Source organism: Fluviibacterium sp. S390 (assembly GCF_049800695.1).
GTDB lineage: Bacteria > Pseudomonadota > Alphaproteobacteria > Rhodobacterales > Rhodobacteraceae > Meridianimarinicoccus.
The window spans coordinates 1-12,702 of the sequence record NZ_JBNAFN010000043.1 but is presented as its reverse complement, the minus strand read 5'-3'; the positions used below and the strand labels follow the sequence as shown (position 1 = coordinate 12,702).

Sequence of the window (12,702 nt, the reverse complement as noted above, 5' to 3'; positions counted from 1 at the left end):
TGTGAGCTCACGGTGAAGTGCAGTTCCTGATATGTCGTTTTACTCCAGCCGGTTCTGTAACTCCATCAGCTCGCTTTGAAACACCTCAGCGGGCGTTCGGTAGCCGAGGCACTTGCGCGGCGTGGAATTGACGCGGTGGCAAATCGACCTCAAGTATCGATTTGTCAGCGCCGTCGGTTCGGTGGATCTGGGGAGATACTTCCGCAGCCTGTTGTTCGTGTTCTCGACTGTGCCTTTCTGGTACGGAGCTTGTGGGTCACAAAACCATGCATCTGCACCTATCCCGGCTTTCAGGTGCCGCCAGGCGGAGAACTCGGTGCCGCGATCAAAGGTGATCGACTGGCGTGCATCGGCGGGCAGGGGAGCTAGCCCCTGGATCAGCGCCTCCATGATCGGTTTGGATTGGCGATCCTCATTGCGCATGACAACGGCGAAACGACTGACGCGCTCGACCAGAGACGTCACGTTCACCTTTCCATGCTCCTTGCGGAACATCATCAGGTCGCACTCCCAATGGCCGAACTCGGCACGCTCAGAGATGCGCTCAGGCCTGTGGGACAGGCTTTGAACGTCGAAGATGTGGGTCCGGTTATGCTTGCGATAGCCACGCGGCCTGCGGCGGCGGCGATGTTCGGGAAGGTGCCGATAAAACTGCTCCTCGCGACCGTCCTTGGAATAGGCGAAGCGATAGATCGTCTCGTGGCTCACGCGGATCGGATGACGTTCCAATCGCATGCGACCGGCTATCTGCTCTGGCGACCAGCCAGCCTTCAGCCGATCCTCGATGGCGGCCTTGAGTTCAGGATGAGCGATCATCTTGCGATGGACAGCACGGCGCTGCTCGTATTTGTCTTGAGCGACGAGAGCGTGATAGCCGTTCAGCTCCGGTATTTCTTCGTCAGTATATCGGTTCCGCTTAATGTCCCGGTAGATCGTCGAGGGGTCGCGGCACAATCTATCCGCAATCTCTGAGACCGGCATTTTGGCTTCCAGCCACTTTGCGAGCTTGCGCCGTTCGTCCAGCTTCAGGTGACAATAGTGGGTTCCCATTCTTCATACTCCATGCAACTCTCTGTATTCGTACAAAATTTGCACTTCGTTTGTGAATCCACCCGACTATTACGACATGCTCGAGAAGACGCAGAAAGGCGGGCTTGATGTCACGGCGTGGCTCGTTTGGTTCCTGGCTTGCCTTGATCGCGCATTCGATGGTGCCGAGATCATCCTTGAGGCCGTGTTCCGGAAGGCGCGGTTCTGGAAGAAATACGGAGCGGCGAACATAAACGACCGTCAGCGGGACATGCTCAACCGCCTGCTGGATGGGTTCGAAGGCAAACTCACGACGTCGAAATATGCAAAGATCGCAAAGTGTTCGCAGGACACGGCATATCGCGACATCCTCGATCTGATCGACTTGGGCGCCTTGGAGAAAGATGAGGCTGGTGGACGTAGTACCAGCTATTCCCTGACAGCGACGTAAAGAGGCTTGTCACAGGCGAAGCCCGAAACGCTCAGTCCAAGGAAGTATCAACCAAGCACCGGTGAGGCTTGCCGGTCTGGGGCAATCCTAAGTCATTGATAAAGCTTGTAAGTCAGAAGGCTTAAGGACTTCTTTGCCGATGTGCGTTGCCGATCTTTGGGTGCAGAATGCAATGAAGGTGAACCGCGGTTCTGACGGCCCCAGAATTCCTCGGCCTGTGCCTCCGGGCGGGCAGAAAGGGAAAGTATCCTTCGGGTTTTGTGACTGACGGATGAGGGCCCTTGGGGGTCCCTCAGACAGGTCCGGGCCGGATTCCGGTCTGTCTTTCTCACCAACATTCGAAAGGAAGCCAGCCATGGCCCGATCGCGCGCGCCCAAATTCGATGCCTCCGAGGTCATCACCAACGAAATCATCCGCATCATCGAGCGCGGCGTCCTGCCTTGGCGCAAGCCCTGGACGGCAGGTGGTAGCTCGCGTCCTCTGCGCGTGGGTGGTGAACCCTACCAAGGCGTGAACAACTTCCTGCTCACCATGCGCACCGTGATGGCGGGCCATAGCTCGCCCTTCTGGATGACGCTGCCTCAGGCCAATGCCTTGGACGCAAAGGTTCGCAAGGGCGAGAAGTCGTCTGTCGTCGTCTACTACGGACAAAGCCGGACGAACGCTACCGATGAGGACGACCGTAGCGACGGGGATGATAGCTCCGGGGAAGCCCGCGTCTTCCGCTTCCAGAAATCCTACCGCGTGTTCAATGCCTGCCAAATCGAGGGTCTGCCTGATAGCTTCTATCCGGATCCGGAGCCAGTGCCCGAGCATCCGCCGTCCGAGCCTATCCCGAACATGCAGGCGTTCTTCGACGCTATCGACATCACGACCGTCTTCACGGGGACGGAAGCCTACTATCTGCCGCCCGTGGATAAGGTCTTCATGCCGTCGATCACGCGGTTCGAGAACCCGCGGAATTTCTACGGGGTCTGGGCCCATGAGCTTGCCCATAATGCCGAGCTTCGGATTATGCCGCGCCGATCCTTACAACCTTTTGCGTTGCGGTCAGACCGGCGCGGCGTGTCGGCATAATTCAGATCGCTTCCAGGAAAGCCAGCAGTTCATCTCCGGGTCGATAACGCCCGACCGTTTTCCCAACTGGCTTCGTCAGCGCCATCGCCCTTTCTTTCAGTTCGATATCGGCATGGATGTAGACTTGTGTCGTTTCAATCGATTCATGGCCCAGCCAAAGGGCGATAATCGTTCGATCCACACCGCTCTGGAGAAGCTGCATTGCAGCGGTGTGGCGCAAGACATGCGGTGTGACGCGCTTCAACCTGAACGTCGAACTGGTCGCAGCCGCAGTGGCCGCGTGTTTCCGAACAATTCGTTCAACCGCATCCCTGCTGAATGGTCTGCCACGAATGGTTGCGAACAGGGGATCGCTGGGTTCAGCCGCGATCTGTGCGAGCCATGCCTTCAATGCATCCCTACTGTCCGTGCGAAGCGGCGTTGCACGTTCTTTTCGACCTTTGCCCATGCATCTAAGGTGTGCTCCGGTGCCGAGCTCGACATCGGCAATGCGAAGACCTATCACCTCCGACACCCGCAAACCTGTTTGAAGCATCGTAAGGAGCAGAACTCGATCCCGCCGACCGAACCAGGTCGATTGGTCAGGTGCTTCCAGCAACGCCTCCATCTCAACACGGGTCAGGAAGTCAACAACCCGTTTTTCGTGCCTCTTGGAGGGCATCGCCAACACCTTCTGGCAATGATGCAACAATTGGGGTTCACATCCTGCGACGTATTTGAAGAACGACCTAATTGCGGCAAGGCGGGTGTTTCGACTTCGAGCGCTGTTACCCCGTTCTTCCTCGCAGAAGGTCAGGAACCGCCCAATAATATCGGCATCGATATGGGCCACATGCAGTTTGGTCGGCGGCAACCCGGTCTCTGCCGTCGCGTATTTAAGTAAGAGCCGGAACGTGTCGCGATAGCTGGCAATTGTGTTCGGGCTGGCCTGCATCTGGGTCAACAGCCGCTCAGTGAAGAACCGCTGCACGTAGACGGGCAAGGGATAGGTCACGATCATGATGCACCCTCCAGAACCCGCTGCTCTGCTCGTGCAGCGGCCAACTGCATCAGCTCGGGAACGGCCTCGATGTACCAGAACGTATGCTTGGGCTCGGAATGGCCGAGATAGGTGCTGAGCTTGTACATTTCGGCTTCGATGTCCCGACCATCCCGGAACCAGTCTAGGATGGTGTGAACGGCAAATGTGTGCCGCAAGTCATGGATGCGTGGCCCATGACCGTGCCTATTGAAGGCTTGCGGAGACCGAATGCCAAGGTTTTTGCTCACTTGCGCGAAGTTGTACCGAGCTGCGCAGTCCTTCGCATGTTGGCCATCTTCCTGGATGAAGAACCGCGATGAGTCTCGCGTAACCACCCGATCCAGTTTCCTGGCATATTCGGCCAGCCGATGGGCAGTGTCGTTGTTTATGGGAAGCTGCCGATCTCTACCATTCTTCGTGTTTCTAAGTGTGAGAAGGGCACGATCAAGATCGACGTCATTCTTTTCCAAGGACAAAGCTTCGTTCACGCGCATGCCCGTCACCGCGATCAAGCCGAACAGAGTCTGCCAAAGAGCGGCTCGGAGACCGTAAGGCGACGGAAGCCGCCCAGCCTCTGCAACAATTTCCGCAATTTGTATCGGCGCGTAAATGTACGGCACCCGTCTCCGATAGCGCCCTATGACAAGCTGGCTGGATGGGACCTCGGTCTGATCGTCGTGCTCTGCAAGCCAGAAGGCAAAGCTGCGCACCATACCAAGGCGATGAGACCATGTATTGTTATCCGCGCTGCCGTAGTTCGCCTTCCAATCAAGGAACAAGGGTGTCGAGATGTGATGGAACCCGTTCTCATCGCCAAAAGTCGTGAACTTGCGCAGCACCCGCTCATCAAACGAGAGATCAAATCCCATCGAACGTCGAAGGGCCACGTATTCGTCCAGTCGTTGATTGAGCGTCTTCATTGTACGCCTCCCAAAGTTGGCCAAGGCCGCGAGATTGAGCGTAGGGCATCCAAATCATGTTGCGCGTATATCGTCGTTGTCATCGCAGATCGGTGACGCAGAACGTCACCGATCTCGGCCAGTGATGCGCCCTTTCGCAGCATGTCAGTGGCGAGGCTGTGCCGGAGAATATGCGTGCCGATATAGGCTTGTGGCGGACTGATCCCGGTCGCATCATAAGCATCACGCAGTATCCAGCGAAGGATTTGAGCGTCCTTGAACCGCCTGAACGGCGGTTTGACTGAGACAAACAGCGCACGGTCCGGACCACGGCGTTCATTCTTGATGTAATCGACAATCGCCTCTCCAACCTCAGCCGACATTGGCATCCGATCATGCAACTGCCTTTTGCCACGGATCAGGATTTCACCGGCGCGCCAGTCGATGTCGTCCAGCTCTATCGCCGTCACTTCCGGTGCTCGCAAACCGAGCCGGGCGATCAGCATCAGCATCGCATAGTTCCGCCGTCCTGTTTTCTTGTGATCCCGCACCACCTCGATCAGACGGTCGACCTCTTCGGGCTGCAGATATCGCGGAATGCCGGTTGGCTTCGGATGCCGCGCCTTCGGAACGGCATTGCTCAGGTTGCGTTCTGTCTTCCCGCTCCAGAACAGGAACTGGAACAGGTTGCGAAGATGAGACGGGCCGGTCTTGTCCCGGGGCGCGTTTTGCGCCTCCCGCAAGCGAAGTATGAAGCCTGAGATATCATCGGGCTTGATACTATTCAGATCTCCCAGACCAGCACCAAACTTGGCTGTCAGGAACCGGTCATAGAACCGCAAGCAGTGATAGATAGTGTCCTCGGACAGGCCGCGCTGAACGCGGAGGTAGGTTTCGTATTCGCGTTTCAACACTGCCCTGGGGGACATGTCGAGCGGCGGCTCAGACCGTGGCGGTGCGCCAGCAATTTCGATCAAGTAATCCCTGAAGCGATTGAGCCGGTACCGACAGTGCTTTTGGTCTTCCGCTGTAGCGGTGTTAATGATTGGCGTTTCGAGCTCGGCCACCCAATCGTCTGTCAAGTCATTGGGGCTGAGGTTTTCCGAAAGCATTGCCGCCCAGAACGCCTCGGCTGTGGCACCGTATTTGGCAACGGAACCGCGACCGTATCCGTCAGCTTCAATCCGCAGCACAAAGCCGGTCGCTTGGTTGTCCAAGGATTCCGAGGTTCTTGCCGTCTGATCTGGTTTCGCGTCATTTTCCATAAGTGTTTCCTTCATCTGGTTGAAGGTTGTGCTTATGGCAGGTCACCGAAGCAGACGCTCACGGGTCGTGGAAAGATCGACACAATGTGGGACAAAGCACCATTTCGCTGCAACCGCCCCAAAGTCTGCTTTTGGGCGTTGGTCAAAGAAAAGACGATCGTCAGTTCTCCGGGACATTGGCCATATGGAAACCTTCAGCGAAGGCAGAACGGTAGGCCGGGTCCTGAATCGATGCGGTCGCCAAGAGCGCCTCTATGGTTGCTGTACGACCAAGTGCTTCGTATTCCATGGCCATCCACTCTGCCTCGTCTACGTTACCCAACTGGCCATAGGTCGCGATCAGAAAGCGATACGGATATGGGGCGCTCGGGTTTCGGTCACGGGCACGGACAAGGATTGCTTCGGCTTCTTCAAAGTTTCCCAAAAAGTAATTCGCCATACCGTCTGCAAGATCGTACCAGTACGGTGGGATAGGATTACGATCAAATGCTTGGTCGATAAGGGGCAATGCCTCTTCGGCCCGGCCATTAAAAATGTGAACATTGGCAAGAAACACGTAAGCGTCGTCGTAGTTGGGGTCGAGGCGAATGGCGGTTTCATATGCCTCGGTTGCACGCGCCTCATCAGGGGCAAAGTTGCGTGTATAGAGGCGACCAAGAGAGAAATGGGCAAACGGCAAATCAGGGTCGAGTTCCAAGGCCCGATTGGCATGTTCAAACGCAGCCCGAATGTCCCGGTCGCGATCACGCGTCCAGCCGTTTTCAACCCTGAAGCTATAGACCTGACCTAGATGGGCATGAGGTAGCGCAAAATCGGGATCAAGCCTGATCGAATTTTTCAAAGCGGCCTCTGCTTGGAGATTGGTCTCCATCGTATAAAGGTTTTCGAGTTCACGGCCCTGAAGATATGCGTCATGGGCGTCTACGTTGTTAGTGCCCCGAACACCGAGACGTGCGCGTTCCGTGCTTGATAGTCCGATAGAAAGCGCCCTGAGCAATTCACGGGCAACCTCGTCTTGGAAGGCGAAGACATCATCTGGCGTGCCCTCGTAGCGTTTAGCCCACAAATTGGCTCCGCTTTCGCCATCGACCAGAGCGACAGAAATGCGCAGGCTGCCTGCAATCCGCCGCACGCTTCCTTCGACAATGACATTTGCACGCAGTAGATCTGCCATCTCTTGGACGTTCATGCTTTCGGTATCGATCGAGAAGCTGGCACTTCGCGAAATTACACGAATGTCGGAAAGCCCTGACAAGTCAATTATGAGGTCGTCGGCAAGTCCGTTTGAAAAGTATGACTGGTCGGGGTCACCGCTCATGTTCTGAAACGGCAACACCGCGACTGTAACATTTTGAGATGGCGGGGCAGGTTTGCTTGACCAATAAAGACCCCCAAGTAAAACGACGACAAACATGGCGACCAGCCCTACGAGCCAAGGCTTACTTCGCAGCTTCTGAGCGTTACCCTCGCCGATGTCGGGGTCGCTTTTTTCAAGATCGAGACGGTAGCCCATTTTGGGCACGGTTCTTAAAGCCACACCGCTGACCCCGCGAAGTGCTTTGCGAATTTCTGACGCGCATTGCACCAAGCTGTCTTCGGTGACGTGCGTTTCAGGCCAAATCCGATCCAGCAGGTCGCCTTTGGAGATCACAGTGCCAGCATTGTCGATAAGCTCGGTCAAGAACCGTGTGGTTTGCGGTCGTAGGCCCGTCACGTTTCCCGAGTGATCGATCTCTCCTGTCGATGGGTCAAAGAAGGCCTCTCCGATCTGAATATGAACTTGGTTTTTCGGCATTTCTTCGGCGGTCTTTCGGGATTTTCGGAACAGGTCCCATGCAGTCTAGCAGCAGTTGGCGATCGGGCAAAGAAAGCGACGCCTTTAATGACAAATGAAGAAATGGAGACAACTCATGACCAAGACAGTTTTACTCACAACTGCACTCGCATTTGCTGTGACAACCGCACTAGCTGGTGAAAGTGTAACTTACGAAATTGATGGCGAAACGTTTGATGGATACTTGGCTCAGGCCGAAACGCCACGTGGGACAATCGTGATCCTGCCCACTTGGAACGGCTTAAGCGACTACGAAAAAGATCGGGCGCAGATGTTGGCGGATATGGGGTTCACCAGTTTTGCCGCCGATCTCTACCCTGCTGGTGAAAATCCAACGACCATGGAGGCCAAGCAGCAGGCGTTGCAGGCGCACTTGGCAGATCAAGTCGGGATGCACGCCATGCTCCGGGCAGCTATCACTGCTTCTGGGGAAGAGGGAGACGAGCCTTTGTTCGTGATGGGGTACTCAATGGGTGCAATCACGGCGATGGAGCTTGCCTGGTCAGGGCTGGGCAACGAATTGGGTGTTGACGGTTACATCATATTTTCCGGGCGCGTATCCGATACGAAAGGCAGGATCATGCCCGACGAAGTCGCGCCGTTCTTTGTAGCGCAAGGCGAAGCAGACACGCAAGTCAACGTTGGTGGGCTGACCAATTTCATCGACGATGTCGAACTAGCAGGCAGTGAGGTGACGGCACATGTTTATTCTGGTGCCGGACACCTCTTCTCTGCCTTTGGCTTCCCAAATTATGATGCGGAAGCCGACGCTGATAGCTGGGAAAAGTTGATGGATTTCCTCGCCATTCAAGGGGGGTCCTGAGGCCCTAGGATGGGTCAAATGGTGGGCTGAAATCAGAACGTCCGCCGATAAACCCGCCATTCCCTCCTACCGCAGCATTCGGTAAAAAGGGCTCAGAGTCCGAATTCGCCGCGTCAAGCGCGAACGACCGCTCCTTGCTGCCAAAGTTTTATGCCGACACACCGCCCCTGTCCTCTCGATAGACAGCGTGTTCTAAGGTTCGGCGCGGCATAATCCGAAGCTCGGCATTATGGATCTTATGCCGATGTCGGCATAAGGCCCATGCCACAAAGGCGCGCCATCGGCTGAACCGCGACTACGGTCTGTCACGCTTCGGCAACACGGCCTATGCGCGCGAAGAAATTGTGGCCGAGCTGACCTCTGTGTTTTTGGGTCAGACGCTCGGCTTCACGGCCCATACGCTCGAGATGAATGCCGCCTACCTCTACAACTGGCTGCGGTAATGACGAGCTCGTCATTATTTCAGTTATCACGAGGACGGCATAATGCGGAGGAAGTCCGCCAATGCCTTTGTTTCCCTGGCGGTCTGTTCACTTTCCTCCGCATAATTTTTGATGCGCGTCAGAGCGTATCCAACCAGTCGAGCACGCCCTGGTCGCGCCGCCATGATGGCGGACTATCGGTCTTTGGTCTTTCGACCCGCTCCAGTGCTTTCCGTTTGGTCTCCAAGTTGGCCTGTGCATAGTGGTTGGTGGTCTCAAGGCTGACATGACCCAGCCAGCTTCGGATGACCGTGACGTCGACGCCGGCGGCGACCAAGTGTACGGCCGTCGCGTGCCGGAAGCTATGCGGCGTCACATGTTTTCTCGCCAGCGTCGGCGCGGTCTTTTCAGCCGCCCTGACATAGTCCGCCAGCTTGAACCGAACGCCCGAGGCGCTGAGAGGGTTGCCGTAGCGGTTTACGAAGAGAGGTTCATCGGCCGGCCTCGGTATTCGCTCAAGCAACGACCTCAGCAAGGCGACCGTTTCCGGCCAAAGCGGGCTGATCCGTTCTTTCCGGCCTTTTCCGTACAATCGCACGCAGGCCGGAGCATCGAACCTGATCGCCTGGGGGCGAAGATCAAGCGCTTCCTGGATGCGCGCGCCGGTATTGTAGAGCAGCGACAGCAAGACATGGTCCCTCTGGCCGATCAACGTGGAGCGGTCGGGTTGAGCCAGGATCGCCTGCACTTCTTCGGGTTCGAGGTAATCTGGCGCGCGGATCGGTGCCTTTTTCGTCGGCACGTTCAGAACCTCCGCGCATTGCGCCATGAACTCCGGTTCGCGCGTTGCCACAAAGCCGAAGAAGCTGCGCAGGGCGGCGAGGCGGCAGTTCCGGGTGCCGATTGTGTCACCGCGTTCGACCTCAAGATGTTGCAGGAAGGCGATGACCTTCGCCGCGGTCAATTCGCTCAGCGCTAGGCGAACAACCGGCTTGCCATGCCGGGCCGCGACAAATTGCAGAAAGAGCCTCCAGGTGTCCCGATACGACTTGATGGTATGCACAGAGGCGTTGCGTTGCTGGACCATCCAGTCAGTGAAGAACATGCGCAGCAATTGGGGGAGCGGATCAGATTTCATGGTGCCACCTCCGCCGGTTCAGCGTTGCCGGGCGAGGTGAAGGCCCGGAACCGCTCACTCGCTTCATACAGCAGCTCCTGGGTCACCGTGATGTAGACCAGCGTGGAGTTGATATCGCGGTGGCCGAGATATGTTGCAAGATACGGCAGCTTTTCCTGCGGGTTCACACCTTGTCGGTACCACTCGAGGATCCGGTGAACGACAAAGGTATGTCGCAGGTCATGGATGCGCGGCCCGGTCTTGCCCGTGGCCGGTTTGAGACCAGCCATGCGCAGAATGGCAACAAGGTGGGTGCTGATAGTTGCCCGACAGTAATAGCGGTTCTTTTGATCGTGCCAGAACAAACCGGCGTCTGGGCTGCGAGAGACCTTGGCCTTCTGCCGCGCTTCGAGAAGCACGCACAGAGCATCCATCGCGCTGTCCGACAGCGGCAGAATGCGGGACTTGAAGAACTTCGTCTCCCGGATCGCGATTGTTCCGGCCTGCATGTCAATGTCGCCAAGCGTCAGCCTTGCGATCTCGCCGATTCGCAGCCCGGCGCAATAGGCCAGAACCAACATCGTGTAGAGGTTGATCGGACGCGAGGGCGCGCGCGGCGATGGGTAGGTCCGGGCAATTGCCAGTAACCGCTGGATGTCCTCGGGTCTGTAGATATAGGGACGCCGCCAGCTGCGCACGACTTGTTTTTCGGGCCGGTTATTCGGTCGCCGTTTGGGGCGAGTTGGGTCGTCATGACACAGTGCCTTGTTCAGGATACGTGCCAGTCTCTCGCATTCGACAGGATGATTTACATTGGACTTTGTCTGGCGATATTGCGCAAGCAGCGTCTCCAACGGCTTGCCATCAAGATCGGGCCTTTGCTGCAGAAAGCGGTCGAACCGGCGGCAAATGACGTCGGCCGCCTCATACCGGTAACCTCGGCGCTGCATCCGCTCGACATGGTTGCGCATCAGCTCTCCCAATGAACTTTCGAACGGTCGAGGTTGCCGCAACGCCTCGAGTGCCTGATTGGGATCAGGGGCCATCAAAGCCCGTATTACGCCCGTGTCACTGTGGGCATTATAGTCACGGCGAAGGTCGGAGATCGGATTGCTCCCAATCCTTCCTTCATGCGCCAGGGCATCGAGGAAGCGGGCAACAATCCGGGCGCGGTGCAGCACCGTTGAGCGGGCCCAAACCTCACCGCGCTCACGCAACCAGTATTCAAGTGCTTGCCGGCCGGTTGCGCCAAACCGCAACACCGCCTGCCGGAAGCTGTTCAGCGCTTGCCGATAGTAGATTGGCGTTATCGCGCAGTTCAATGGAAGCCGGGCGATGTAGTGCTCGATGATCTCATCGCCATCCTCGGGCCAACCTCTCATTGTCTCACCTCCCGGTCTGGAAGGTTGATGGCAATCGAACGCAAGTCTTCGGTGGCGAGCTTCAGATAGGGCGCTGTCGATTCCGGGGATCGGTGGCCAAGTACATCGCCAATGATCTTGCGCGGGGTGGATGCCCTCAGCATGCTGACCGCACGGGCATGGCGAAAGATATGCGGCCCGCGCTTGCCAGCAAGCTCAATTCCGGCGGCAGCGAGGCGCCGTTTGACCACACCATAGAGGCCGCCCGCCTTCATCGACTGATAGGGTGCACGGCTCCGCAGGAATACGGTGCGGACATCCGCGTCCGGACGGCCGTCCCGCAAGTAACGCAGGATCGCTTCCCCCACGGGTTCCATCAGGGGCAGCATAGCCGTGGCATTGGTCTTGGAGCGTTGCACCCGAAGAGTATCCGCCCGCCAGTTGATATCCTCGATCTGCAGGCGGCCGACCTCGCCGGACCGAAGGCCGTAGTTGGCAAGAAGCTGCAGGATCGCGTGATCACGCAACCCCAAGGATGAGCTGTCCTGCCCCGCAAGCTCAAGAACCGCCGCGATCTGTTTGACGGTCAGGATCGACGGAATGCCCTCATGGGCGTAGAGAAGCGGGGCAATCACATGACCCGAGAGATCGTCCGCATGCAGCTTGCTCCGGTGCAAATGTCGCAGGAAGCCGCGTAACCGTTCGGCGACATCCTTGAGCGATTTGCGTGTCAGGCCCGGCGCCCTGATATCCATATAAGCATCGATGTCGCGCACGCTCAGATCGGCAAAATCGGCTTTTCTGTATCGCTGGATGAGCCATTTGCAGAAGTGGCGCGCCTCCCACATCAGCGCCGTGATCGAAGGCTCGGCCAAACCGCGTTCGTGTCGCAGCCATCGCTCATATTGGTCGCAAACCTCGCGGGTGAGACGCTCCGCTTCGTTTGCAGCAGGCAGAGCCGGCGGCCATTTCGGCAGAGCGGAGCGCAGCAAAGCGTAAATCCCCGACCGCGGTATCGATGCCCAGCTGGACCCCGGTGCGCGCCCGCGGTCCATTTGAAACTGCCGGACCGCGTAGCGCAGATATTCGGCGACAAGTTCCGGAGTGACGTCGTGCAGGTCAATCGCATGCTCTTCCAGGTAAGCGAGGAATTGACCCGCGTAGAGGCAATAATTGTGAATGACAGTTGGACTATAGCGCTGCCGGCGCAGCGTGCCGCGAAGTTCTGAAATTTCCTTGAAAGGCGATTGGGACATCGATTCCTCCTTGGTTTGATTGATCAACCCAAGAAACATCCAGCCTGAAATAATGCGCAGCAAGAACGGCACAGCCACGACCCAACACATTGAAATCAAACGGGCTACGAAATTCTCCTCCGCATTATGCCCTCCTCGCGATAACT

General features: G+C 57.1%; 10 protein-coding genes and 2 pseudogenes. 4 read left to right on the top strand and 8 right to left on the bottom strand.

Translation table 11 applies throughout. From position 1 onward, the window contains the following. Nucleotides 1-39: 39 nt before the first annotated feature. A complete protein-coding gene (locus tag ACP15K_RS19785) occupies nt 40-1,050 on the bottom strand; it encodes an IS30 family transposase (RefSeq protein ID WP_424990000.1) in 1,011 nt (336 codons plus the stop codon). Nucleotides 1,051-1,126: 76 nt separating this feature from the next. Between ACP15K_RS19785 and ACP15K_RS19780 the strand changes: the two genes are divergently transcribed. Both ACP15K_RS19780 and ACP15K_RS19775 read left to right on the top strand, forming a co-directional pair. Beyond that, nucleotides 1,127-1,480, top strand: coding sequence for a hypothetical protein (locus ACP15K_RS19780; RefSeq protein ID WP_424991406.1), 354 nt, complete (start codon nt 1,127-1,129; stop codon nt 1,478-1,480). Between the two features lie 355 nt (nt 1,481-1,835). Beyond that, nucleotides 1,836-2,477 (top strand): annotated as a pseudogene (locus ACP15K_RS19775) (ArdC family protein); the annotation flags it as partial. Nucleotides 2,478-2,559: 82 nt separating this feature from the next. On the opposite strand, the gene ACP15K_RS19770 reads toward ACP15K_RS19775, so the two are convergent. The 4 genes from ACP15K_RS19770 to ACP15K_RS19755 all read right to left on the bottom strand — a co-directional run bounded on the left by ACP15K_RS19770 (nt 2,560) and on the right by ACP15K_RS19755 (nt 7,538). Continuing rightward, nucleotides 2,560-3,558 carry a tyrosine-type recombinase/integrase gene (locus ACP15K_RS19770; RefSeq protein ID WP_424991405.1) on the bottom strand — a complete coding sequence of 333 codons (999 nt, stop codon included), beginning with the start codon at nt 3,556-3,558 and terminating at the stop codon, nt 2,560-2,562. Further along, complete coding sequence (locus ACP15K_RS19765; RefSeq protein ID WP_424991404.1) at nt 3,555-4,499, bottom strand: tyrosine-type recombinase/integrase; 945 nt, start codon at nt 4,497-4,499, stop codon at nt 3,555-3,557. Before ACP15K_RS19765 ends, ACP15K_RS19770 begins: the two co-directional genes overlap by 4 nt. Continuing rightward, nucleotides 4,496-5,758, bottom strand: a complete 1,263-nt coding sequence (locus ACP15K_RS19760; RefSeq protein ID WP_424991403.1) for a tyrosine-type recombinase/integrase — start codon at nt 5,756-5,758, stop codon at nt 4,496-4,498. The genes ACP15K_RS19765 and ACP15K_RS19760 overlap by 4 nt, the downstream gene beginning before the upstream one ends. Nucleotides 5,759-5,903: 145 nt before the next feature. Further along, a complete protein-coding gene (locus ACP15K_RS19755) occupies nt 5,904-7,538 on the bottom strand; it encodes a winged helix-turn-helix domain-containing tetratricopeptide repeat protein (RefSeq protein WP_424991402.1) in 1,635 nt (544 codons plus the stop codon). Between the two features lie 115 nt (nt 7,539-7,653). Here ACP15K_RS19755 and ACP15K_RS19750 point away from each other — a divergent pair, with 115 nt between their 5' ends. After that, nucleotides 7,654-8,400, top strand: coding sequence for a dienelactone hydrolase family protein (locus tag ACP15K_RS19750; RefSeq protein WP_424991401.1), 747 nt, complete (start codon nt 7,654-7,656; stop codon nt 8,398-8,400). Between the two features lie 209 nt (nt 8,401-8,609). Beyond that, nucleotides 8,610-8,840, top strand: a pseudogene (locus ACP15K_RS19745) (zincin-like metallopeptidase domain-containing protein); the annotation flags it as partial. Between the two features lie 121 nt (nt 8,841-8,961). On the opposite strand, the gene ACP15K_RS19740 reads toward ACP15K_RS19745, so the two are convergent. Genes ACP15K_RS19740 through ACP15K_RS19730 form a run of 3 tightly spaced genes read right to left on the bottom strand, consistent with a single transcriptional unit; the run spans nt 8,962 to nt 12,556 of the window. Then, nucleotides 8,962-9,960 (bottom strand): tyrosine-type recombinase/integrase, encoded by a 999-nt coding sequence (locus ACP15K_RS19740; RefSeq protein ID WP_424990672.1) that lies wholly within the window; start codon nt 9,958-9,960, stop codon nt 8,962-8,964. Continuing rightward, nucleotides 9,957-11,321, bottom strand: a complete 1,365-nt coding sequence (locus ACP15K_RS19735; protein WP_424990673.1) for a tyrosine-type recombinase/integrase — start codon at nt 11,319-11,321, stop codon at nt 9,957-9,959. The genes ACP15K_RS19740 and ACP15K_RS19735 overlap by 4 nt, the downstream gene beginning before the upstream one ends. Beyond that, a complete protein-coding gene (locus ACP15K_RS19730) occupies nt 11,318-12,556 on the bottom strand; it encodes a tyrosine-type recombinase/integrase (RefSeq protein ID WP_424990674.1) in 1,239 nt (412 codons plus the stop codon). The genes ACP15K_RS19735 and ACP15K_RS19730 overlap by 4 nt, the downstream gene beginning before the upstream one ends. Nucleotides 12,557-12,702 lie beyond the last annotated feature (146 nt).